Source organism: Micrococcus sp. 63XJN7_8_ISO-PGPR-S23-253, from assembly GCF_056173425.1.
Map to the genome: position 1 here is coordinate 2,308,974 of NZ_CM149673.1, position 21,466 is coordinate 2,330,439.

Genomic DNA, 21,466 nt, shown 5'->3' on the forward strand with positions numbered 1-21,466 from the left:
CTGAGGCTACCCCCCGCTTTCGTTCGGGAAACGGCGCCCCGGGGAGGACTTTCGTTGACGAAACGGCCGGGCGGGCCGCCGTTTCCCGAACGAAAACGTCTCGACACGCCGCCGTTTCCCGAACGAAAACGTCCGGCCCGCCCCGCCGGGACCCTCACTCCTCGGCGCCGAGCAGCTCCCGGATGTCCTCGGCGGTGAGGGAGTCGGTGAAGGCGCCGGCGCCGGAGTCGTCGGACTCGTCCATGAGCGCGCCGAACAGCTCGGCCTTGCGCCGCTGCAGCTCGAGCACCTTCTCCTCGATCGTCCCCTCGGACACGAGCCGGTAGACCATCACGGTCCGCTCCTGCCCGATCCGGTGCGCCCGGTCCACGGCCTGCGCCTCCGCGGCGGGGTTCCACCACGGATCCATGAGGAACACGTAGTCCGCCTCGGTCAGGGTCAGGCCGAAGCCGCCCGCCTTCAGGGAGATCAGGAACACCGGCGCCTCGCCCTCGCGGAAGCCGCGGATCACGTCGGCGCGCCCGCGCGTCGAGCCGTCGAGGTACGCGTGCTCGATCTCCAGGTGGTCCAGCTCCTCGGCGATCACCCGCAGGAAGCTCGTGAACTGGCTGAACACGATCACGCGGTGCCCCTCGCCGATCACCTCGGTGAGGTCGTCGAGGAACCGCTCGAGCTTGGAGCTGGGCACGGAGGCGTACTGGTCGTCCACGATCTGCGGCGCCAGCGCCAGCATCCGCAGCAGCGTGAGCGACTTGAAGATGGTGAACCGGTTGCCGTCCATGTCTCCAAGCAGCCCCAGCACCTTGCGGCGCTCGCGCTGGAGCACGCGGTCGTAGAGCTTGCGGTGGGCCGGCTCGAGCTCCACCTGGAGGATCTGCTCCTGCTTGGGCGGCAGGTCCTTCGCCACGAGCTCCTTGGAGCGGCGCAGCATGAACGGGCGCACGCGGCGGCGCAGGGCCGCCATCCGCTCGGGGTCCTCCCCGGTCTCGATGGGGGTCACGTAGGTCTCGCGGAACCGGCGGTGGCTCGGGAACAGGCCCGGCACGACGACGCCCAGCAGCGCCCACAGGTCGCTGAGGGAGTTCTCCATCGGCGTGCCGGTGATGGCCAGCCGGAAGGGGGCGCGCAGGTCGCGGGCCACCGTGTGCACCTTCGCGGCGCGGTTCTTCAGGAACTGGGCCTCGTCGAAGACCACCCCGCCCCAGTCGAGTCCGCCGTACTGGCCGGCGTCGATCCTCAGGAGCGTGTAGCTGGTGACCACCACGTCCGCCCCCGCCACCTCGTCCGCCACGGCGGTGCCGCGCTTGCGGGTGGTGGTGTCCAGGACGCGCACGTCGAGGTCCGGGGTGAACTTCTCGGCCTCGGCCGCCCACACGGACACCACGGAGCTCGGCGCGACCACGAGGAACGGCGGCCGCTCGGGCCGGGCCTGGCGTGCGTGGGCGAAGAGCGCGAGGGTCTGGACGGTCTTGCCCAGGCCCATGTCGTCGGCCAGGATCCCGCCGAGGTCCTGCTCCCACAGGAACGCGAGCCAGCGCAGGCCCTCCTCCTGGTAGGGGCGCAGGTCGGCCTTCAGGCCGGCGGGGCGGGGGGCCTCGGGGAGGCGCTCGACGGCGGCCAGACGCCCGACGGCGGCGGTCCACTCCGGGTCCTCGTCCACCTCGTCCGCGAGCTCCTTGAGGTCCTCCCAGAAGCCCACCTGGTGCCGTGAGACGGGGGTGTGCTCCGGGGTCCACTCCTGCAGGGTGGCGGCCTCGGAGAGCAGGGCGCGCAGCCGGTCGAAGGCGGGGTGGTCGAGGCCCAGGTAGGAGCCGTCCGAGAGGATCAGCGTGGTCCTGCCCTGCACGAGCGCGGTGAACAGCTCCACGAACGGCAGCACGTGCCCGTCCACGGAGACCTGCACGCCCAGGTCGAACCAGTCGTTCTGCGTGGCCTTCGTGCCGACCTCGATGCGCGGGGCGGCCTTCAGCTCGCGGTAGTCGGGGCGGTCGCCGGTGACGTCCACGCGCACGTGGTCGGCGCGCTGCAGCAGCGGCAGCACCTGCTCGGAGAACCGGGCGGCGCCCACGCCCTCGAGGACCTGCTCCTCGGCGCGGCCGGCGCGCGGCCAGAGCTCGGCCACGGCGCGCAGCACCGCGTCCTCGTGCCGGGTGTCCCGCAGCGGGTCGCCGCCGGCGTCGAGGCCGAGTTCGCGGGGCGGGTCGAAGTAGAGCCAGGACCAGCGCAGCACGAGCTCGTGGTCGGGCCGGAAGTCGGCGCGCAGCCGCAGCACGGGCGGCTCGAACTCGGGCAGCTCCACGGAGGCGTCGCCGCTGGTCACGGGCAGGGCGCCACGCAGCCGCGGGTAGATCCGGCCGAGGAACTCCTCGCGGTCCGCGGCGGGCACGCGCACGGGCCCGCCGGCGAGCACGAGCTGCTGCACGGCCTCGGGGACGGGGCGTTCGGCGGGGATCAGGTGGAGCACGGCCTCCTCGTCCGTGAGCTCCACGCGGTAGAAGCCGATGCCGCCCACGGCGTGCACACCGCTCAGCCCGGGGACGGGCGGGGCCGGGTCCAGGGCCGGGGCCACGTCCAGGCCGCCGTCGGGGGCGCGGGTGACGTCCAGCCCGACGGCGGCGGGCGCCTCCAGCACCACGTCCGTCAGCAGCCCCAGCGGCACGAGCTCCACCCCGACCTCGCGGGCCTCCGCGAGCAGCTGCCAGATCCGCGGGGAGTCGAAGACGTGCAGACCGAACCAGGCGTCGCCCGGGTAGGAGTCCTCGGCCTGGACCTGACGCCAGACCAGGCGCATCGCCCGCTCCTGGGCGGGGGCGAACTCGGCGCGCGGGAACTGGAACGCCTTCCATGTCAGCCCGCCCTTGATCCACGTCCCCTTGGCCCCGCGCTTGAGCGGGCGCACGGTCACGTACAGCGGGCGGCCCTCGCGCACCTGCTCCTCCCCGGCCGTCGCCGGGCCCCACTGCTGGAACGCGTTGCGGGAGGACTCGGCCACGAGCTCCACGCCGATCGCCAGCGCGGGCGGCGTGCCCAGCCGGCGCGGACCGTCGAGCCCGGCCAGCGGCTCCATGACCCGTCGCCAGTCCAGGCCGGCAGCGGGTGGGGGCGCCGCCCCGTCCGCGGCCGGGGCGTCGAGGCCGGCCGGGCCGCCGTCGTCGTGGCCCCGTCCGGCGGGCGCGGGCAGCGCGTCCGCCGTGGTGACCATCTCGGCGAGCTTGCGGCGGGCGTCGTCGAGGGCCTGGTCGGCGTCGAGGCGGACCACCTGGTAGAGCGCGGCGGCCACGTGCTTGCAGTCCGTCCCGACCGGGCACGTGCAGCGCCCGCCCACCGGCTCCATGAGGGCGCCGGCACCGTCCTCGGCGGCGTCGTCATAGGCCTCCTGCAGCTGCACCTGCACCCGGTAGGGGCTGGGCGCGGTGCCCTGGACGGAGGCGCTCAGGCGGCCGGTGGCGGCGTCGTAGCGCAGGCGCCCCACGGCGCCCGACGCGGCCACGGCGAAGCCGCGGTCCGCACTGGTGGGCCCGACGACGGCGCGGATGGCCTCGGTGCGCAGGTGCGGCAGGACGTCTCCGGAATCTGCAGTGGCCATAGCGAGCAGTCTTTCACGGACCGTGCCGGGCCCGCTCCGGCCGACGCCGACCCGGTGGCACGCCGCCCACCCCGTTCCCGGGTCCAACACCCGAGACCTTCAGGCCGGCCCGCCCCGGACCCTAGAGTGCGCCTATGGCGTCCACACAGCCCTCCCCCGTCCCCGCCGGTGCCACGCCGGCGTCCCACACCTCCCCCCTCGGCCTGTCCCTGCCGGAAGGCCGGGGTCGCCGCGTCCTCGTCACCGGTGCCACCGGGTACGTGGGCGGGCGCCTCATCCCCGAGCTGCTCGCCGCCGGCTTCGACGTCCGGGCCGGCGCCCGGAACCCCTCCGACCTCGCGGACCGGCCGTGGTCGGACAGCATCGAGGCGGTGGAGCTCGACCTCACCGAGCCGGACCTCGTCGAAGCCGCCATGCAGGACGTGCACACCGTGCTCTACCTCGTGCACTCCATGGGCGGGGGCGGCGACTTCGTGGCCCAGGAGCAGCGGATCGCGGACATCGTGGGCACCGCCGCGGACACGGCCGGCGTGGCCCAGCTCGTCTATCTCTCCGGCCTGCACCCGGACACGGTCCCCGTCGCGGAGCTGTCCGACCACATGCGCTCCCGCGCCCTCGTGGCCGAGCGTCTCGAGCGGGCGGCGACCCCGGCGCTGACGTTCGAGGCCGGGGTGATCATCGGCTCGGGCTCCACCTCGTTCGAGATGATCCGCCACCTCGCCGAGCGGCTGCCCGTGATGCCCGGCCCGTCCTGGCTGAGGAACCGGGTGGAGCCGCTGGCCATCCGCGACGTCCTGTACTACCTGCTGCAGGCCTGCGCCCTCCCGGAGCCCGTGCAGCTGAGGGCCCAGATCGGCAACGGACACCCCCAGTCGTTCGCGAGCGTGCTGGTGGACTACGCCAAGGCCGCCGGCCTGTCCCGACGCATCGTGATCCCCACCCCGTTGCCCTTGAAGACCCTGGCGGGCTTCTGGATCGGCATGGTGACCCCCATCCCGGTCGCGGTGGCCCTGCCCCTGGCCGCATCCCTCGCCGAGGAGGCGGTCGTGGAGGACCGCTCGGTCCGCGACCTCATCCCGGACCCGCCGGGCGGGCTGACCTCCTACATGGACGCCGTGCGGCTGGCGCTGAAGCGGGAGAAGGAGGGCCCCCTGGACGTCACCTTCGACGCGGACCTCCAGAGCTCCGCGGACCCGGCCGCCCCCCTGCCCTCGGATCCCGAGTGGGCCGGCACCACGGTCTACACGGACGAGCGCGAGCGCGAGTCCGACCTGCCCGCGCAGGAGGTGTGGCCGGTGATCGAGTCGGTGGGCGGCGCCAACGGGTGGTATTCCACCCCGCTGCTGTGGAAGATCCGCGGGCTGATGGACAAGCTGGTCGGCGGGCCCGGCCTGACCCGCGGCCGGCGGGACCCGGACCACCTGCGTCGCGGCGACGCCGTGGACTGGTGGCGGGTGGAGGACGTGGAGCCGGGGCGGCGGCTGACGCTGCGGGCGGAGATGAAGGCCGGTGGGCGGGCCTGGCTGCAGCTGGCCACCGAGCCGCGGGAGGGCGGAGGCTCCGTCTACCGCCAGCGGGCGGTCTTCATGCCGGACGGCCTGCTCGGACGCGCCTACTGGACCGCCATCCTGCCCTTCCACGCCGTGGTGTTCCCGGAGATGGCCGCGAACATCCTGGCCGAGGCCCAGCGCCGGCACGACGGCGGCGAGCGTCCCCGCACCCGCGGCCTGCTGCGGCCGCTGGTGGACCGGCTGCCCCTGCGTCGCAACCCGTTGGACAGGCGAGCCCGCGGCGCCGGCGGCGCTCAGTCGCGGGACTGACCGTCGGGGCCACGCCCCCAGTGGGGCCGGGGGCGTGCCCGGGCCGCCCGGCGCAGCCACCGCCGCCCGGGGGACAGCCGGGCCCAGTTGACCTGCAGGGTGGTGACCGCCATCCGGCCCTGCCGCACCCGCTGGCGCAGGGAGTGGAAGATGCGCCCGGCGACCTCCACCCGCAGGTCCGGATCGAACCGGATCCGGCGGCCGGCCAGGGCCAGCTGGAAGGACAGGTCCAGGTCATCGTGCACGTCCCCGCGCTCGCGGTGGACGCGGGTCCGCACAGCCTGCCACGCCTCGGCGCGCAGGGCGCAGTTGGAGCCCCAGACGGGGGTGGCCGCCACCGCGGCGCCCGCCCCCCAGCGGTACGCGCCGGTGTAGAGCGCCGCCCGCACCCGTCCCCGGAGGCCGGGCTGGTCGTGGAAGGTCCCCGGCCCGGTGAGGGCATCGAGCCCGGGGTCGGCGTCGAACCGGGCCACGATCCGTTCGAGCCAGTCCGCGGGCATCCGCGTGTCCGCGTCGCAGCGCACCAGCAGCTCCCCCACTGCGGCGTCCAGGCCGGCGGCCGCCGCGGCCGGGACCCCGCGGCGCGGCTCGTGCACCACCCGCGCGCCGGCGGCGCGGGCGAGCACCGCCGAGTCGTCCACGCAGCCGTTGTCCACCACCACCACCTCCAGCGCCGGCCGGCTCTGGGCGGCCAGCAGTGCGAGGCACACGCGCAGGTGGTCGGCGTCGTCGAGCACCGGGACGACCACGGAGACCGTGGGGCGGGCCGGGGTCACCGGGTGCGCTCCCGGCGCACGGCGAGGGCGGCGCCGACCCCGGCGCCGACGAGATCGGCGGCGAGGTCGCCGATGGTGTCCGTGTAGCCCACACCGATCTCGGGGGTCACCGCCGTGTGCCCCCACCATTCGGCCAGCTCCCACACCACGCCCAGGGCCACGGCGGCGGCCGCGATCCCCAGCCCGGCCAGGCCCCGACCGAGCAGCGCCACGGCCTGCCCGGCCTCGGTCCCCCGACGCCGGAGCCACGCCCCCACCACCAGTGCCGTCAGACAGGCGACCACGGCGGAGGCGGCGGCGTGCACGAGCAGGTCCAGCCACGGCACCCGCGGGTAGAGGCCGATGACGCTCAGCCACCCGGCCAGCAGCAGGACCGTCTGCGCGGCCCAGTCCAGGGCGCCGCCCGGGGCGAGCCAGCGGGTGAGCCACTGGGAGCCGAGCACGAGCAGCATCGCCGCCGCGGACGGCCATCCGGCGTGCACCGCCGCGACCGGGACGAGGATCAGGCCGAGCGCGCGCAACAGGTCTGCGGGGATCAGCGGCAGCATGTCAGCGATCGTCCGGGTGGGGGCGGCGTCCCGGCCGCCGGCCGCGCCGACCGGCACGACCACGGCTCGTCAGCAGCAGCCAGAGCGCCGGCAGCAGCAGGGCGGAGCCGAGCGGGTAGGCGAAGTCCTCGACGGGCGCCTGGCCCACGTAGGCACCCACCAGCAGCTCATGGCCGTAGTCGAAGAGCCCCGCGGCGATCATCACGTTGTCGAAGACCGCCGTGAGGGCCCACAGGGCCACCAGGGTGGCCGCCACGGCCCGCAGGTGCCCGCCCCGCACGCGGCCGACGAGGGCGGCGCCCACGAGCACGGCCAGGGCGAAGCCCACGAAGACGAGGACGAGGTCGAGGAAGGTCACCGGCTCCCCCGGTCGGTCGGATCGGCCGCCGTCGCGGCACGGGCGTCACCTCGCCGGCCGCGCAGCAGGCGCAGCGCCCCGGTGAAAAGCACCATCGTGATCTGGCTGAGGAAGAGCAGGAAGAACCCCTCCTCCAGGGGCAGCTGGGGGGCGAGCATCACCCCGGTCATGTAGGGCGACTGCCGGTGCAGGAACACGCCTTCGGCGATCCCCCACAGGTCCCAGGCGAAGAAGTAGGCCACCCCGGCGGCCAGCACCAGCAGCGCCGGGAGCGGGCGATGCCACAGGAACAGCTCGAAGCGCCGGTCCACCAGCAGCATGCAGCCGATGACACCCAGCAGGGCCAGCAGGTAGATCATGCCGCCGCCCCCCGAGTCAGCGCCCACCCGATCAGCAGCAGGGTCACGAGGAAGCCGGTCACGTAGTTCAGCGGAAGGAACAGCTGCCAGCCGCGGTGGGCCGCGCCCGAGGTGGCGTCCGTGATGCGGCGGAAGCGCAGGGTGTTCACCACGTAGGGCACGGCCAGCAGCGCCGCGAGCGGGCCCGGCGGGTCGGTGGCCAGCAGCAGCAGGCCCGCCGCCGCGTACAGGCCGGCGGCGAGCAGGACGGTGCGCCGAGCGCCCAGCACGGTGGCCACCGAGGCCAGGCCCCCCTCCCGGTCCGGCACCACGTCCTGCACCGCCCCGAACATCTGCGAGGCCATGCCCCACAGGAAGAACGCCCCCAGCAGCGCCGCCAGGGCGGGCGTGGGGGTCGCCCCGGCCAGCACGAGGCCGTAGACCGCGGGGGAGACGAAGTGGGTGGCGGAGGTCGCCGCGTCCAGGAAGGGCCGCTCCTTGAACCGCAGCCCCGCCCAGGAGTACGCCACCACCGCGAACAGGCTCACCACCAGCACCAGCACGGCGGCCCACTCGCCCCGCACGGCGGACCAGCCCGCGAGCACGGCCACGAACGGCACGGGCAGCAGCACCGACCACGCCAGCACCCGGCGGCGCACCGCGGGGTCGCCCAGCACGGAGCCCTCCACGCCCCCCTTGCGGGGGTTGCGCAGGTCCGAGGCGAAGTCGAACACGTCATTGATGCCGTACATGGCCAGGTTGTAGGGCACGAGGAAGAACACGACGCCCAGGACCACCAGCCACGCGGGCAGCCCCCCGGTCAGGATCGCGGCGGCGGCGAACGGGTAGGCCGTGTTCACCCAGCTGACCGGCCGGGACGCCCAGAAGAGGGTGCGGATCATGCGCCGCTCCCCCCGGGGCCCGCGGGCCGGGCCCTGCGCGCGTCGTGGCGCAGTTCGTCCCGGACCACTTCGGCGGAGATCAGGCACATGGGCACCCCGATGCCCGGGCGCACCGAGGAGCCCGCGTACATCAGGCCGGCCACGTCCGCGTCCCGCACCGAGGGACGGAACATGGCCGACTGCGCCAGCGTGTGCCCGGGGCCCAGCAGCGAACCCCGCCAGGCGTGCACGTCCGCGGCGAAGTCACCGGGCCCGTAGGTGCGCCGCACCACGATGCGCTCGGCCAGGTCCGGGATCCCGGCCCATCGGGCCAGCTGGTCGAGGGCCCGGTCCGCCACGGCCTCCACCTGGGCGTCCCCGGCGCGGTCCACCCGCCAGCCCTGGCCGTCACGGACCCGGATGCCGCCGCGCCCCCACCCCGGCTCGGCGGGGGCCGGGACGAGGATGAACAGGTTCTCGTCGCCCTCCGGGGCCACCCCCGGGTCCGTGGCGGAGGTGCGCGAGACGTAGATCGACGTGTCCGCGGCGAGGTCCTCTCCCCGTTCGATGCGCCCGAAGTTGTCCTCCCAGTCCGCCGTGAACAGCAGGGTGTGGTGGGCCAGCTGGGGCAGGGATCCGCGCACCCCCACGCACACGAGCACGCCGGAGGGGCCGGGGTCGCGCCGGTCCCACGTGGACTCCGCGACGCGCCGGCCGGGAGGCAGCAGACGGGTCTGCACGTGGTGCAGGTCCGCGGCGGCCACCACCACATCGGCGTCGAGGCGTCCCGCGGCGCCGTCGTCGGACCGCCAGGCGACGCCGGTCACCCGGCCCGGGCGGCGACGTCGGCCCCGGTCCCCTCGCGGGCGGCCGGGGATCGGCAGCCGGTCGCGGAGGCGTGCCCCCGCGGTGGGCGGGTCCGCGACCTCCACGGCGGTCGCCTCGACCCCGGTGCGGATCTCCACGCCGGCCTCGCGCACGACCTCCGCCATGGCGTCCACGAGGGCCGCGAACCCGCCGAGGGGGTACTGCACGCCGTCGGCGAGGTCCAGATGGGACATCAGGTGGTACATGGCGGGGGCACGGTCGGGGGACGTGCCGAGGAAGACCGCCGGGTAGCCCAGGATCTGGCGCAGCCGGGGGTCCTGGAAGCGGGCCGCCACGTAGGAGCGCAGGCCCCCCAGCAGCTGGGGCCCGAGAACCGGCAGGGCGCGCAGGACGTCCGGGTGGGCCAGGGCGGCCGGCCGGCGGAAGTCCGTGTAGAGGAAGTGGTCCTTGGCGAGCCCGTAGATCCGGGACGCGGAGTCGAGGTAGGCCCGCAGGCGGCGCCCGGCGCCGGGCTCGAGGGACTCGAACAGCGTCTCCGCATGCCCGGTGCGCACGTCCACGGGGGGCTCCTGGAGGTGACCCTCGAAGTACACCCGGTAGCCGGGGTCCAGGCGGCGCAGGTCCAGCCGTTCGGCGGCGGAGGTCCCCATGAGGCGGAACCAGCGGTCGATCACCTCGGGCATCAGGTACCAGGAGGGCCCGGTGTCGAAGGTGAACCCCGCCTCGGACCAGCGTCCGGCACGGCCGCCCAGGACGGCGCCGCGCTCCAGCAGCGTCACCCGGTGCCAGTCGCGGGCCAGCAGGCCCGCCGTGGCCAGTCCGGCGAACCCGCCGCCCACCACCACGGTGCGCGGGCCGAGAGCGGTGTCCGGGGCGTTCATCGGCGACCTCCCCGGCGGCCACGGGCCAGGACGCGGGCGGCGATCCGGGCCTTCTGGCGGTCCGGCACCCGGACACGGCGGTGGGCCAGCTCGGCCGCCGGGGTCTCCTCGATCCGGTCCGCCAGGGCTGCGAACAGTCCGTGCGCCAGGGCCACGGCGCGCCCGGCCCCGGGGTCCAGGGCACGGATGCCGGGCAGGGCGGCGTCGAGGTCGGCGCGGACCTCGGCCACGAGTTCGGCCTTGCGCGCCTCGGTGAGCACGCCCGGTGCGGCACCGGGCAGGTAGGTGCGGCCCAGCTCGTGGTGGTCCGCGGCCAGGTCCCTGAGGAAGTTGACCTTCTGGAACGCCGCCCCCAGCCGGGAGGCCTGCGCGCGCAGCTCCTGCCGCTCGCCCGGGGTCCGGGCGCGCGTGCCGGGGAGGGAGAGGAAGACCTGCAGGCACATCAGTCCCACCACCTCGGCCGAGCCGTGGATGTAGGCGTCCAGGGACTCGGCGCCGTGCTCGCGGATCCCCAGGTCCGCGCGCATGGAGGCGAAGAAGGGACGGGTCAGCTCCGGGGTGATGCCGTGGCGGCGGGCCACGTCGGCGAAGGCGTGCAGGACCGGGTCGGTGGCGAAGCCCGACGCCATCGCGGCCTCACATGCCCGCTCGTAGTCGTCCAGGGCGGCGCGGACCCCGGCCTCGTCGAGCCCGGCGGCCACCGCGACGCCGTCCACCACCTCATCGGCGACGCGGACCATGGCGTAGATCGTGGCCACGTCCCGGCGGGCCTGCCGGGGCAGGGTGCGGCAGGCCCAGGAGAAGGACGTGGAGTAACGGCGGATCACCTGGGCCGCGGCGGCGTGGGCCGTCCGTGTGTACAGCGCGGCAGGGCTGGGGGCGGGCGCGGCCATCTCAGGACCTCCGGGTCAGCACGGCATGGCAGGCGTCGGCGAACTCCGCCCGGACCGTCTCGTCCAGGGGCAGGGCCGCGATGCGCTCGCGGGCGCGGTCGGTGAGCTCGGCCGCGACGTCGAGGGCGTGCTCCCGGGCGCCGGCCTCCTCGAGGGCGCGGCGGGCGGCCTCGATGTCCGCGGGGGTGGCCGGGCCCGCGTCGAGCAGGGCGCGGACGGCGGGGATGCGGCGGCCGTGGGCGGTGAGCACGGTGGCCTTGCCCTCGCGCAGGTCGCCGTCGGCGGACTTGCCGGTCTCCCCGGGATCGCCGAACACGCCGAGGACGTCGTCGATCACCTGGTAGGCGGCGCCGAGGTCGGCGCCGGCCTCGCCCATCGCCCGGGCGAGGCCGGGATCCGCCCCGGCCAGGAGGGCGCCGGCGCGCAGGGGCGCGCCGACCGTGTAGTGCGCCGTCTTGAGCCGTTGCATGGCGAGGATGCGGTCGGGATCGGGCTCCTCACCGGTGTGGCGGGACAATCCCAGGAGCACGTCCTCGAGCTCGCCGGCCGCGGTCACGGCGGCTGCGTCGAAGAGGACGGCGGCGGCCTCGGCGGCACAGGTGGCGGCGAGCCGGAAGGCCTGGGTGAGCAGGACGTCCCCCGCGATGAGGGCGACGGCGACCCCGGCGTGGGCGGCCTCCGCAGTGGGCACCCCGCGGGCCTCGAGGCGGTGTCGGGCGGAGGCGTGCACGGCGGGCTGGCCGCGCCGCAGCACGTCCCGATCGATGACGTCGTCGTGGACGAGCAACGCGGTGTGCAGCAGTTCGAAGGCGGCCCCGAGTCGGCCGACGGCGGCGCGGCCGGACGGAGGGACCGGGGCGGCGGTCGCCAGGCGCCAGCCGAGCTCGACGAGACGGGGGCGGATGAGCTTGCCGGCGCCCACATGGACGTGGAGCGAGTCGATCAGCTCGGCGAAGGCGGCGGATCCGGGCGCCTGGGCCGCGGCATGTCGGAGCGCGGCGTCCAGCTCGGCGGTCACCCCGGAGAGCGCGGCCTCGCCGCCCGTCCTCGCTTCACCCATGGCGCCTCCTCTGCGGGGGACACGGCGCGGCACCGATCGCCGCGTCTGTTCGACCGTCTAACTTCTGGACGGAGAAGACACTACGGGCGGCGCAGGTCCCGCGTCCATGCGCGGCGGTCCCGGGCGGCGCGATCTCACGACGCACGGGGCCGCCGTCGGGATCAGGCGTCGGCGGACGCCGTCTCCAGGGTGATCTCCGGGTCCACGATCTGGCCCTCCCACTCACCGGAGACCCCGTACACGACGCAGTGCTTCTCGTCGGTGCCGTAGTTGCCCAGCTCGGAGGAGGTCAGGACGGCCCCGTTCAGCTGGTCCTCCTTCTCCTCGCTCAGGCGCTGGGCCTGGGCGGTGCAGGTCTGGGCGGCGGCGGGGTCGGCCTCCTCACCCTCGGCCACGGCCGGCACGGCCCACAGGTACTCCGCGGTGTGGGCGCCCTCGCAGTCGGTGGTCTCGAAGGAGGACAGGTCACGGGCGCCGAGCGGGGCGGTGAAGCACGTGCCGGCCTCGTAGTCGGCCGGGGCCGCGGACAGCGACGACGCCGAGGCGGACGACGACTCCGAACCCTGCGCGGACGCGGAGGCGGACGCCGACGTCGAGGCGGACGCGTCGGCGTCGGACGAGTCCTGACCGCCGCACGCGGTGAGGGCCAGCAGCGCGGCGGCGGACAGGCCGGCAAGACGGGCGGAACGGGACAGGGCGGCGAAGGCCATGGGATGCTCTCCTGGAGTGACGTGGGACGCGCCGGGGTGTGGCGCCGACCTCAGCACTCTAGCCACGCCCGGCCGTCGAGATCGGACCGAGGTGACGTGGCCCACATCTGATGGGCGGCCCGGCTCGCCTGCCACACTGAGAGGCATGCAGACCCCGGCCACCCCCTCCCCGCACGACCGCCCCTCCCCCGTCGCCCGACCGTGGATGGCGGCCTCGGACGTCCCGGTCGCAGGCCCCGACGACGTCGAGCGCGTGGTCCTGCTGTCCCCGGCGGGCGAGGCCGTGGGCACGGAGGCCAAGGCCACGGTCCACCGCCGCACCGAGGACGGCGGCACGCCCCTGCACCTGGCCTTCTCCTGTCACGTGTACGACGAGGCCGGCCGGTTCCTGCTCACCCGCCGGGCGCTGGGCAAGGCGGCGTTCCCCGGGGTGTGGACCAACGGGTTCTGCGGTCATCCCGGCCCCGGCGAGTCCCCCGCGGAGGCCGTGCTGCGCCGCGCCCCGCAGGAGCTGGGCGTGGAGGTGTCCGACGTCGTCGAGGTGCTCCCCGACTTCCGCTACCGGGCCGCAGACGCCTCCGGCATGGAGGAGCACGAGATCTGCCCGGTGTTCCGAGCCCGGATGCACGGCGACCCCGCCCCGGAGCGGGACGAGGTCGCGGAGTGGTGCTGGGTGGAGCCGGCCGATCTGGCCGCCGCCCTGGCCGCCGTCCCCCGGGCGTTCAGCCCGTGGCTCGTGGAGCAGTGGCAGCAGGGGGCGTTCGACCCGCGGTGAGCGGCCGGCGCGGCGACGCCGGGCGGGTCGTCAGCGGCCGTTGACGTCGTCGAGGTGGGCGGCGGCGGTGGACTGCACGGCCTCGTCCTGCCCCGACTCGGCGTCGTCCTGCTGGCCCTGCTGCTCCTCGGCCAGGCGGCGGACCTCCGCGACGTCGAGGCCCTTGACCTGGTCGAGCAGCTGCTCGAGCGCGGTGCCCGGCAGGGCGCCGGCCTGGGAGAACACGAGCACGCCGCCGCGGAAGGCCATGAGCGTGGGGATGGAGGTGATGCCGGCCATCGCCGCCAGCTGCTGCTGGTCCTCCGTGTCGACCTTGGCGAAGACGACGTCGTCGTGCTTCTCCGAGGCGGCCTCGAACACGGGGGCGAACTGGCGGCACGGGCCGCACCAGCCGGCCCAGAAGTCCACGAGCACGGTGTCGTTCTCGGCGACGGTGGAGCCGAACTCCTCGAGGGTCAGGTCCTTGGTGGCCACGGTGGGTCCTTTCGTCAGCGGGGCCGACGCGTTCACGTCGGCGATCGTCCTGCCGACCACAACGGACACCCCGCCGCACCTATTCCGCCCCACCCCCCGCTTTCGTTCGGGAAACGGCGGCGTGTCCCGGCACTTTCGTTCGAGATACGGGCACCTTCCACGCACTGTCGTGGCCGAGACGGGAGCCGTCGTCGTCGCTTCCTAGACTGACCGCATGACCGCCACTCCCGCCCTGCCCCTGCTCGTGCTCAACGGCCCCAACCTGAATCTGCTCGGCACCCGCGAGCCCGAGGTCTACGGCACGGCCACCCTCGACGACGTCCGTGCGCTCACCGAGGCCCGCGCGGCCGAGCACGGGCTGACCGTGGACTTCCGACAGTCCAACCACGAGGGCGAGCTCATCGACTGGATTCAGGAGGCCCGCACCTCCCACGCGGGCGTCCTCATCAACCCCGCCGCGTACTCGCACACCTCCATCGCGATCCGCGACGCCCTCGCCGCCGTCGACCGGCCGATCGCCGAGGTGCACATCTCCAACATCCACCGGCGCGAGGCGTTCCGGCACCACTCGCACGTCTCCGCCGTCGCCGACGTCGTGATCGCCGGGGCGGGCGTCCAGGGCTACGCCCTCGCCGTCGACTGGCTCGCCGCGGCTGTGCGCCGCTGAGCGCTGGTCAGGACCCGCCTGGCCGTGCCTAGGGTCGGTAGTACGAGCCGGTGGCCGCATCAGGGCGCCGGCACCCGACGACGAAGGAGTCACGCCATGGGCACCCAGGATCCCCGCGCCCGTCTGCTCGAGAAGCTCGCGAAGGTGAACGTCTGCATGCTGACCACCGCTGAGCAGGACGGCACACTCGTCACCCGCCCGATGGGCCTGCAGCAGGCCGAGGACGGTGGCACGCTCTGGTTCCTCACGCGTGCCACCTCCGACGTCGCCGCGGACGCTCCGCAGCGCCCGGTCAACGTCGCCGTGCAGGACAAGGACTTCTGGGCCTCCCTCGCGGGCCACGGCCAGCTCGTCCGCGACGACGCGCGCAAGAAGGAGTTCTGGAACCCGGCCACCGAGGCGTTCTTCGGTGAGGGCTCGAGCCCCGAGGATCCGCAGATCGTGCTCGTGCGCGTGGACGTGGACACCGCCCAGTTCTGGGAATCCCCGGGCGCGGTGGCCACCGCCGTCGAGCTGGTGAAGGCCAAGGTCACCGGCGGGACCGCCGAGCCGGGCGACAGCGAGACCGTCCGGTTCTGACGGCGCCGCCCGACGCCGGCTCCGCGGCGTGCCCGCGGACGGGCCGGTGAGCGGACGGGACGAGGGGCGGCCCCGGCATCACGCCGGGGCCGCCCCTGTTCTCGTCAACGAAAGCACCGCTGGAGACGCCCGTTTCGTCAACGAAAGCGAGCGCCGCGCGCGGGGCTTCGGCGGGTCAGTCGACGTCCTCGGCCGCCAGCTGGCCGCATGCGCCATCGATCTCCTTGCCGCGGGTGTCGCGCAGGGTGGTGGGGATGCCGGCGGCGTTGAGCCGGTCCACGAACTCGCGCGTCACGTCCTTCTCCGAGGCGGTCCAGATGGAGCCCGGCGTCGGGTTCAGCGGGATCGGGTTCACGTGCACCCAGCCCTTGCCCCGGGCGTTGAGCTTCTTGGCCAGCAGGTCGGCGCGCCACGCGTGGTCGTTCATGTCCTTGATGAGCGCGTACTCGATGGACACCCGGCGGCCGGTGGCCACGAAGTAGTCGTACGCGGCGTCGATCGCCTCGTCCGCCTTCCAGCGCGAGTTCACGGGGATCAGCTCGTCACGCAGCTCGTCGTCCGGCGCGTGCAGGGACAGCGCGAACGTCAGCGGCACCCCCTCCTCGGCCAGCTTCCGGATGGCCGGCACCAGGCCCACGGTGGACAGCGTGATGTTCCGCGCGGACATGCCCAGGCCCTCAGGCGAGGGGTCCACCATGCGGTGCACGGCGGCCATCACGCGCTTGTAGTTGGCCAGGGGCTCACCCATGCCCATGAACACGACGTTGGTGACGCGGTCGGCGTCGTGCCCGCCGTCCTTGCGCTTGCCGCCCAGTCCGCCGGCGGCGATCACCTGGTTGGCCAGCACGATCTGCTCCACGATCTCCGCCGTGGACATGTTGCGGGTCAGCCCGGCCTGGCCCGTGGCGCAGAACGGGCAGTTCATCCCGCAGCCGGCCTGGCTGGACACGCACAGCGTCACGCGGCCGGGGTACCGCATCAGCACGGACTCCACGAGCGCGCCGTCGAACAGCCGCCACAGGAACTTGACGGTGTCCCCGCGGTCGGTCTCCATGCGCCGGACCTCGGTGAGCAGCGGCGGGAAGAACGCCTCCGCGATCGCCTCCCGCTTGTCCCTGGGCAGGTCCGTCATCTGCTCCGGATCGGTGGTGTAGTGCTCGAAGTAGTGCACCGAGAGCTGCTTGGCGCGGAACGCCGGCAGCCCGATCTCCTTGGCCTTCTCCTGCCGCTCCTTCAGCGTGAGGTCGGCCAGGTGGGTGGGCGGCTGGGAGACGCGCGGCTGCTTGAACTGCAGCTGCGGTCGGCCGTCCGGGCCCATCGGCTGGGTCCAGCCCTCGGTCTTCGGCATCACCTGGGGGCGCTCGGCGGTGGCGGCCTCGCGGCGCTTGGGCGCGGAGAGCTGGTGGCCGACGCCGGCGCGGCGCATGCGCTCTCGGTCCTCGGCGAGCTGGCGCGCCTCGGACTCGTCGATCAGGCCGCGCTCGGGGCGGCCGAGGGCCGGCTTGCCGGCGCGGTCCCTCTGGCGGTTCGGGGTGGGCTTCGATCCGGGGCGGCGGGGCTGGTAGTCAGACATCGCCACCATTCTCCCAGACGGGGCGGACTTCGCGGCGGGTCGCCACCACGTCGACGGCGGTGCGCGGATCCCGCGTCCGGGGCAGCCCCCGCAGGACCCAGCGCACGACGACGCCGCGCACCGTCGCCGGCAGCGGCCGGTACAGGGTGCGCGCCAGCCCCCAGAGGCGTGCCTCCCGGACGGAGTCTCGCCCGGTCCAGGACCAGCCGAGGCCGGCGCGCACGCGCCCCGGGAGGAGGCCGGCGGTGACGAACCGGGCCAGGGGCAGGGCCGCGCGCAGTGGCAGGGGGACGCCCTGGCCGGAGAACAGGTCGGCGGCGATCCGCCGCGCGTCGTCCGTGACCTCGAGCCGGGCCACCCGGTCGTCCCAGTAGGCCGCGAACGCCGCGCGGTCGGCCGGCCAGGCGGAGGCGGGGACCTCGAGGCTCGTGGCGAGCGGGGCGTACCCGCGGTAGAGGCGGTCGGCGTCCTCGGCGTCGAGGGCGCCCCACACCCGGCGGCGCACCTGCTCTCCCATCGCGTAGAGGGTGGCGGCCACCCAGAGCTGGGCGTCCGGGTCGGCGGCGTCGTAGGGGTGGCCTCCGGCGTCGACCCCGCGGACCGGGCGGTGCGCCGCCCGCACCCGCTCGACGACCGCGTCGCGCACCGGCGCGGCCTCGGGGAGGGTGACCGCGTAGATGTAGGCGAGCGTGTGGCGGAGCCGGCGCATCGGGTCCTCGGTGAACCGGGAGTGGACGGCGACGCCGGCCCCCACCGGCCGGTGCGCCACCTGGAGCAGGATCGCCGCACCGGCGCCGGCGAGGATCACGGCCTCGCGGGCGAGGGCGGCCGCGGAGGTCGGGGCGGAGTGGCGGTCGGGGCGCATGGTCCCAGCCTCGCACCGGGTCGGGCGGAGGGGCAGGGGGCGAAGATGAACGGCGCTGTTCACCTTCTGTTCATCTTTTTGTCCGCCTGGCGCTCGTGGCACCTCGACACGACAGCCGCGTGATTGCGCGGATTTCGCGGCATGCAGGCAGGCGCGACAGGGTGTCACAGGTCACGTTGGTGAACACGGAGTTGCACTCCGAGAGGAAATCTGTAAACTTGTTCACAAGCAGTTCACCTAGCGTTTACGGAACGCGAGGTGGGGACTCCACCGAACTCATCACCCGCGGCCCCGCCGCGACGATCCGCCGGACTCATGGTCCGGCAACCGAAGGAGGTGCTCACCGTGAGCATCAACACGACCAGCCACCACCTGCCCACCGCCCCGAGCCCCCTCATGCAGCGCCACGTGCTCCAGCGCGTCGAGGAGACCCTCCTCCGCCGCTTCGAGGGCACCGTCACCGCCGAGACCGTCCGCTCGGTCGTCCGCGAGGTCGTCGCCGACCTCAAGCGCGGCGCCCGCATCACCACCTTCCTGCCGGCCCTCGCCGAGCGCGAGGCCACCCGCCGCCTCCAGGCCGCGACGCCGGCCCACGAGGCCATGGCTGTCGCCGCCTGATCCCTCACACCGACGAGAAGACCCGTCGGCCCGCCCCGCGAGGGGCCGTGGCCGGGGGGTCTTCTCGCCTCCCAGGACGCTTTCGTTCGAGAAACGGCGGGCCCCAGGACGCTTTCGTTCGAGAATCGGCGGGCCCCGGGACGCTTTCGTTCGGGAAACGGCGTGAATGCTCCTAGCTGACGAGGTCGTCCGGCACCTCCGCTCCGGGGCGCCGTTCCATCGCTGCCCACGCGAATCCGGCGTGCGGCGCCGTTTCCCACACGAAAGCACCGCGACACGCCGCCGTTTCCTACACGAAAGCGTGGGTGACGCGGACGGGACGGCACGGCGCGGGAGGCCTCAGTCCTCGGCGACGCCCAGCGCTCGGCGCATCGGCAGGAACTTGGCCCGGATCTCCGTGACCTCCTCCTCGGGCACCGCTCCCGGGACCATCCCGCCCCCGGCCTGCAGCCGCACCCCGCCGGGCACCTGCTGGCCGCAGCGCAGTGCCAGGGCGATCTCGCCGTCGCCGTCCTGGTCGAGCCACCCGACCGGCCCGGCGTAGCGGCCGCGGTCCACGGGCTCGACCTCCGCGATCACCCGCACCGCGTCCGGCGTGGGGGTCCCGCCGACGGCAGCCGTCGGATGCAGCGCGGCCACCACGTCCAGCACGGTCCCCCGCCCGTCCCGCAGCCTGCCGCGCACGGACGTGGCCAGGTGGTGCACGTTCGGCAGGGTCAGGACGGTGGGTGCGGGGTCGTCGTCGGCGAGGTCGACGACGGGCGCCAGCGCGTCCAGCACCGACCGCGCCGCCCAGCGATGCTCCTCCGCCAGCCGCGGATCAGAGGCCAGACGCTCCCGCAGCGCGGCGTCCTGCTCCGCGTCCACGCCGCGCGGCATGGACCCCGCCAGCACCCGCGAGCCCACGAGCCCCGCGTGCCGCGTGGCGAGGACCTCGGGCGTGGCGCCCAGCAGCCCGCCGACGGCGAACACCCAGGTCTGCGGGTACTCGCGGCGCAGCGCCCCCATCGCCCGCCACAGGTCGGCGTCGTCCGCGGGGACGGTCATCGTGCGGCTGATCACGACCTTCGCCAGCTCCCCGCCCGAGTCGGCCATCCGCGTCAGCAGCTCGCGCACCCCGGCCGCGTAGCCGGCGTCGTCCCAGGCACGGTCGGCGACGTCGGCGGGCAGGGGCACCGCACCGTCGGCCAGCAGCCGGGCTCCGCGGTCCGCGGCGACGGCGGCTGCGAGCGCGTCCACGTCCACGTGCTGGGCCACGTCCCGCACGCCGGACGGCGTGGCGCGGCGCAGATCCGCGGGGATGCGCAGGACCGCGGGCTCGGGCGAGTCATCGGCGAAGGTCGAGGAGATCCAGCCCCGCAGCGGGGCCGTCGGGTCCGGTCGCCCGGCGACGGCGGCCTGCCACAGCGCGGAGAGCCGGCGGAGCCGGTCGGTGCCGTCCAGGAGCACGGTCCAGCCGCCCTCGCCCCGCCACGCGTCGTCCCCGTGCGCCCACAGCACCGCCCGGGCGAACGGGGGGACGGCGGCCTCGGGGGTCCCGGTCGCGGGGGTGCCGAGGTCCGGGAGCAGGGAGCGGACAGACATGGCCCCCATTCTCTCCCACCTCGGCGGACCCCCGCTCCGGGCCCGGGCCTCGGCCGCCGCCCCGACGACCGCGGCGAGCGGCGTCGTCGGGCGCGGAGGGATCCCGTCAAGGCTTGCGCCGGCACACCCCACGGCGCAGGGTGGGGGCACCCGTTCACCTCGCGTTCGACCGATCGCCTTCCCCGGAGGACTCGCATCATGGCCCCCATCCCCCCGGACCCCCACGCCGATCACGCCCCGGCAGTGGACGACATGCCGCTGGACACGACGGCCGCACCGGACACCCCCGCCACGGTGGACCCCGTGCCGCACGGGATGGCCGCGCACGTGCTGGAGCGCGAGGTCGGGCCGCTGATGGCGCGCTTCCCCGGGGTGGCCGACGAGGCGACGGTGCGTCAGCTCCTGTTCGACTCCTACGCCGAGCTCGCCGCGACGAGCCGCCACCCGGAGATGCTGCCGACCACCTCGGTGCAGCATGCCGCCTCGCGCCTGCGCGCCAGGGCGATCAACCAGGGCAGCATCGAGTCCCGCCACCCGCGGGTGCTGTTCGTCTGCCACGGCAACGCCGGCCGCTCACAGATGGCCGCGGCCCTGCTCGAGAACCGCACCCACGGCGAGGTCAGGGCCCGCTCGGCCGGCACGGAGCCCGCCGGCGAGGTCATCTCCACCGCGTTCGAGGCGATGAACGAGATCGGCATCCCGCTGCACCACACGTACACCAAGGGCCTGGACCCGGACGTGCTCCGGGCCGCCGAGATCGTGGTGCTCTTCGACGGCGCGGATCCGTTCGAGATCCCCGAGGGCGCACAGGTGCAGACGTGGTCCGTGCCGTCGATCCGCGGCATGAGCCTCGAGCAGGTGCGCGGCGTGCGCGACGCCCTGGACCTGCAGGTCCGCGGCCTGATCGCCGATCTGGGCGAAGCCGCCGCCGACGCCCCGCTGCCGGACGCGGACACCCGCGCCGGCTGACCCCTTGACCTATACCCCCCTGGGGTATAGAACGGGGGTATGAGCACGGACAGCACGACGACGGCGCCCGCCGCCGCCTCGCCCCTTCCCTCCGCCGCGGCGGACGCCTGCGATGGCCACCGGCCCCCGCACGAGGTCCACCGGGACAAGGCGAAGCACCTGGCGCGACTGCGCCGCATCGAGGGGCAGGTGCGCGGCCTCCACCGCATGGTGGACGAGGACGTGTACTGCATCGACGTCCTCACGCAGGTCGCCGCCGTCACGAAGGCGCTGCAGTCCCTCAGCCTGAACCTCACCTCGGAGCACCTGCGTCACTGCGTGGCGGAGGCCGCGGTGCAGGCCGAGGCAGAAGGCCGCACCGAGCTCATCGACGAGAAGGTCGCCGAGGCGACGGCCGCCCTCGGCCGCCTGCTGCGCTGACCGGCGCCGTCGCCCACCCACCACCGCACGAGGAGCATGAGATGACCACCACCGACCTGAAGATCACCGGCATGACCTGCGGCCACTGCGTCGCCTCCGTCCGGGAGGAGCTCGGTGAGATCGCCGGCGTCTCCGCCGTGGACGTCGACCTGAACGCCGGGGGCGTGTCCACCGCCTCCGTCACCTCCGAGGGCCCCCTCGACCCCGCCGCCGCGCGCGCCGCCGTCGAGGAGGCCGGCTACACGCTGGTGGAGGGCTGAGCC

Annotated in this window: 22 protein-coding genes; 8 read left to right on the top strand and 14 right to left on the bottom strand. The window is 74.6% G+C overall.

Annotation, left to right across the window (positions count from 1 at the left end; translation table 11 throughout):
• Positions 1 to 154: 154 nt before the first annotated feature.
• Positions 155 to 3,586 (bottom strand): DEAD/DEAH box helicase, encoded by a 3,432-nt coding sequence (locus AC0VX4_RS10640; protein WP_475464351.1) that lies wholly within the window; start codon positions 3,584 to 3,586, stop codon positions 155 to 157.
• A 134-nt stretch (positions 3,587 to 3,720) separates the two neighbouring features.
• Between AC0VX4_RS10640 and AC0VX4_RS10645 the strand changes: the two genes are divergently transcribed.
• Positions 3,721 to 5,406: an SDR family oxidoreductase gene (locus AC0VX4_RS10645; protein WP_475464352.1), complete on the top strand. Its 1,686-nt coding sequence runs from the start codon at positions 3,721 to 3,723 to the stop codon at positions 5,404 to 5,406.
• Here AC0VX4_RS10645 and crtX read toward each other — a convergent pair.
• From crtX to AC0VX4_RS10690, 9 genes are all read right to left on the bottom strand, one after another.
• Positions 5,391 to 6,182 (bottom strand): C50 carotenoid glucosyltransferase CrtX, encoded by a 792-nt coding sequence (gene crtX / locus AC0VX4_RS10650; protein WP_475464353.1) that lies wholly within the window; start codon positions 6,180 to 6,182, stop codon positions 5,391 to 5,393. The two genes, AC0VX4_RS10645 and crtX, sit on opposite strands and share 16 nt — an antisense overlap.
• A complete protein-coding gene (locus tag AC0VX4_RS10655) occupies positions 6,179 to 6,730 on the bottom strand; it encodes a DUF2238 domain-containing protein (RefSeq protein ID WP_475464354.1) in 552 nt (183 codons plus the stop codon). Before AC0VX4_RS10655 ends, crtX begins: the two co-directional genes overlap by 4 nt.
• Before the next feature lies 1 nt (position 6,731).
• Positions 6,732 to 7,088, bottom strand: coding sequence for a C50 carotenoid gamma-cyclase subunit beta CrtYh (gene crtYh, locus AC0VX4_RS10660; protein WP_192593757.1), 357 nt, complete (start codon positions 7,086 to 7,088; stop codon positions 6,732 to 6,734).
• Positions 7,085 to 7,474, bottom strand: a complete 390-nt coding sequence (gene crtYg / locus AC0VX4_RS10665; RefSeq protein WP_475464355.1) for a C50 carotenoid gamma-cyclase subunit alpha CrtYg — start codon at positions 7,472 to 7,474, stop codon at positions 7,085 to 7,087. The genes crtYh and crtYg overlap by 4 nt, the downstream gene beginning before the upstream one ends.
• Complete coding sequence (locus tag AC0VX4_RS10670; RefSeq protein ID WP_475464356.1) at positions 7,444 to 8,328, bottom strand: prenyltransferase; 885 nt, start codon at positions 8,326 to 8,328, stop codon at positions 7,444 to 7,446. Before AC0VX4_RS10670 ends, crtYg begins: the two co-directional genes overlap by 31 nt.
• Complete coding sequence (gene crtI / locus AC0VX4_RS10675) at positions 8,325 to 10,016, bottom strand: phytoene desaturase family protein (RefSeq protein WP_475464357.1); 1,692 nt, start codon at positions 10,014 to 10,016, stop codon at positions 8,325 to 8,327. Before crtI ends, AC0VX4_RS10670 begins: the two co-directional genes overlap by 4 nt.
• Positions 10,013 to 10,909, bottom strand: coding sequence for a phytoene/squalene synthase family protein (locus AC0VX4_RS10680; protein WP_475464358.1), 897 nt, complete (start codon positions 10,907 to 10,909; stop codon positions 10,013 to 10,015). The genes crtI and AC0VX4_RS10680 overlap by 4 nt, the downstream gene beginning before the upstream one ends.
• A 1-nt stretch (position 10,910) precedes the next feature.
• Positions 10,911 to 11,969 carry a polyprenyl synthetase family protein gene (locus tag AC0VX4_RS10685; RefSeq protein ID WP_475464359.1) on the bottom strand — a complete coding sequence of 353 codons (1,059 nt, stop codon included), beginning with the start codon at positions 11,967 to 11,969 and terminating at the stop codon, positions 10,911 to 10,913.
• 161 nt (positions 11,970 to 12,130) lie between these two features.
• On the bottom strand, positions 12,131 to 12,679 hold the full coding sequence (locus AC0VX4_RS10690) for a hypothetical protein (protein ID WP_098470915.1): 549 nt from the start codon (positions 12,677 to 12,679) through the stop codon (positions 12,131 to 12,133).
• A 145-nt stretch (positions 12,680 to 12,824) separates the two neighbouring features.
• Here AC0VX4_RS10690 and idi point away from each other — a divergent pair, with 145 nt between their 5' ends.
• Complete coding sequence (gene idi, locus AC0VX4_RS10695) at positions 12,825 to 13,454, top strand: isopentenyl-diphosphate Delta-isomerase (protein ID WP_098470916.1); 630 nt, start codon at positions 12,825 to 12,827, stop codon at positions 13,452 to 13,454.
• Between the two features lie 30 nt (positions 13,455 to 13,484).
• On the opposite strand, the gene trxA is transcribed toward idi, so the two are convergent.
• Positions 13,485 to 13,928, bottom strand: coding sequence for a thioredoxin (gene trxA, locus AC0VX4_RS10700; protein ID WP_065572636.1), 444 nt, complete (start codon positions 13,926 to 13,928; stop codon positions 13,485 to 13,487).
• Between the two features lie 214 nt (positions 13,929 to 14,142).
• Between trxA and aroQ the strand changes: the two genes are divergently transcribed.
• Entirely contained in the window at positions 14,143 to 14,595 is a 453-nt protein-coding gene (aroQ, locus tag AC0VX4_RS10705) for a type II 3-dehydroquinate dehydratase (RefSeq protein WP_406891868.1), read from the top strand.
• Positions 14,596 to 14,691: 96 nt separating this feature from the next.
• Positions 14,692 to 15,174, top strand: a complete 483-nt coding sequence (locus tag AC0VX4_RS10710; protein ID WP_002857343.1) for a pyridoxamine 5'-phosphate oxidase family protein — start codon at positions 14,692 to 14,694, stop codon at positions 15,172 to 15,174.
• A 175-nt stretch (positions 15,175 to 15,349) separates the two neighbouring features.
• On the opposite strand, the gene rlmN is transcribed toward AC0VX4_RS10710, so the two are convergent.
• Together rlmN and AC0VX4_RS10720 are read right to left on the bottom strand one after the other, a co-directional pair.
• Positions 15,350 to 16,522, bottom strand: a complete 1,173-nt coding sequence (gene rlmN, locus AC0VX4_RS10715; protein ID WP_462138198.1) for a dual-specificity RNA methyltransferase RlmN — start codon at positions 16,520 to 16,522, stop codon at positions 15,350 to 15,352.
• A 217-nt stretch (positions 16,523 to 16,739) separates the two neighbouring features.
• Positions 16,740 to 17,612, bottom strand: coding sequence for an oxygenase MpaB family protein (locus AC0VX4_RS10720; protein WP_475464360.1), 873 nt, complete (start codon positions 17,610 to 17,612; stop codon positions 16,740 to 16,742).
• A 345-nt stretch (positions 17,613 to 17,957) separates the two neighbouring features.
• Here AC0VX4_RS10720 and AC0VX4_RS10725 point away from each other — a divergent pair, with 345 nt between their 5' ends.
• Positions 17,958 to 18,230, top strand: coding sequence for a three-helix bundle dimerization domain-containing protein (locus AC0VX4_RS10725; protein WP_227448856.1), 273 nt, complete (start codon positions 17,958 to 17,960; stop codon positions 18,228 to 18,230).
• Positions 18,231 to 18,569: 339 nt separating this feature from the next.
• Here the strand turns inward: AC0VX4_RS10725 and AC0VX4_RS10730 are convergent, their stop codons facing one another.
• Positions 18,570 to 19,814 carry an isochorismate synthase gene (locus tag AC0VX4_RS10730; RefSeq protein ID WP_136940542.1) on the bottom strand — a complete coding sequence of 415 codons (1,245 nt, stop codon included), beginning with the start codon at positions 19,812 to 19,814 and terminating at the stop codon, positions 18,570 to 18,572.
• A gap of 198 nt (positions 19,815 to 20,012) precedes the next feature.
• On the opposite strand from AC0VX4_RS10730, the gene AC0VX4_RS10735 reads away from it, so the two are divergent.
• From AC0VX4_RS10735 to AC0VX4_RS10745, 3 genes are read left to right on the top strand one after another with little or no spacing between them, the layout of a single operon-like run.
• A complete protein-coding gene (locus tag AC0VX4_RS10735) occupies positions 20,013 to 20,783 on the top strand; it encodes an arsenate-mycothiol transferase ArsC (protein WP_136940543.1) in 771 nt (256 codons plus the stop codon).
• Between the two features lie 39 nt (positions 20,784 to 20,822).
• Positions 20,823 to 21,203, top strand: a complete 381-nt coding sequence (locus AC0VX4_RS10740) for a metal-sensitive transcriptional regulator (protein WP_002856860.1) — start codon at positions 20,823 to 20,825, stop codon at positions 21,201 to 21,203.
• Positions 21,204 to 21,244: 41 nt separating this feature from the next.
• Complete coding sequence (locus tag AC0VX4_RS10745; RefSeq protein ID WP_049158568.1) at positions 21,245 to 21,463, top strand: heavy-metal-associated domain-containing protein; 219 nt, start codon at positions 21,245 to 21,247, stop codon at positions 21,461 to 21,463.
• The last annotated feature ends 3 nt before the right edge of the window (positions 21,464 to 21,466 follow it).

Coding starts and splice junctions, on each gene's coding strand:
- AC0VX4_RS10670 (WP_475464356.1), bottom strand. CDS start 8,328: ATGATCCGCACCCTCTTCTGGGCGTCCCGGCCGGTCAGCTGGGTGAAC.
- AC0VX4_RS10640 (WP_475464351.1), bottom strand. CDS start 3,586: ATGGCCACTGCAGATTCCGGAGACGTCCTGCCGCACCTGCGCACCGAG.
- AC0VX4_RS10690 (WP_098470915.1), bottom strand. CDS start 12,679: ATGGCCTTCGCCGCCCTGTCCCGTTCCGCCCGTCTTGCCGGCCTGTCC.
- AC0VX4_RS10745 (WP_049158568.1), top strand. CDS start 21,245: ATGACCACCACCGACCTGAAGATCACCGGCATGACCTGCGGCCACTGC.
- AC0VX4_RS10645 (WP_475464352.1), top strand. CDS start 3,721: ATGGCGTCCACACAGCCCTCCCCCGTCCCCGCCGGTGCCACGCCGGCG.
- AC0VX4_RS10655 (WP_475464354.1), bottom strand. CDS start 6,730: ATGCTGCCGCTGATCCCCGCAGACCTGTTGCGCGCGCTCGGCCTGATC.
- idi (WP_098470916.1), top strand. CDS start 12,825: ATGCAGACCCCGGCCACCCCCTCCCCGCACGACCGCCCCTCCCCCGTC.
- AC0VX4_RS10720 (WP_475464360.1), bottom strand. CDS start 17,612: ATGCGCCCCGACCGCCACTCCGCCCCGACCTCCGCGGCCGCCCTCGCC.
- AC0VX4_RS10730 (WP_136940542.1), bottom strand. CDS start 19,814: ATGTCTGTCCGCTCCCTGCTCCCGGACCTCGGCACCCCCGCGACCGGG.
- AC0VX4_RS10735 (WP_136940543.1), top strand. CDS start 20,013: ATGGCCCCCATCCCCCCGGACCCCCACGCCGATCACGCCCCGGCAGTG.
- AC0VX4_RS10710 (WP_002857343.1), top strand. CDS start 14,692: ATGGGCACCCAGGATCCCCGCGCCCGTCTGCTCGAGAAGCTCGCGAAG.
- crtI (WP_475464357.1), bottom strand. CDS start 10,016: ATGAACGCCCCGGACACCGCTCTCGGCCCGCGCACCGTGGTGGTGGGC.
- AC0VX4_RS10680 (WP_475464358.1), bottom strand. CDS start 10,909: ATGGCCGCGCCCGCCCCCAGCCCTGCCGCGCTGTACACACGGACGGCC.
- AC0VX4_RS10740 (WP_002856860.1), top strand. CDS start 20,823: ATGAGCACGGACAGCACGACGACGGCGCCCGCCGCCGCCTCGCCCCTT.
- AC0VX4_RS10685 (WP_475464359.1), bottom strand. CDS start 11,969: ATGGGTGAAGCGAGGACGGGCGGCGAGGCCGCGCTCTCCGGGGTGACC.
- rlmN (WP_462138198.1), bottom strand. CDS start 16,522: ATGCCGAAGACCGAGGGCTGGACCCAGCCGATGGGCCCGGACGGCCGA.
- aroQ (WP_406891868.1), top strand. CDS start 14,143: ATGACCGCCACTCCCGCCCTGCCCCTGCTCGTGCTCAACGGCCCCAAC.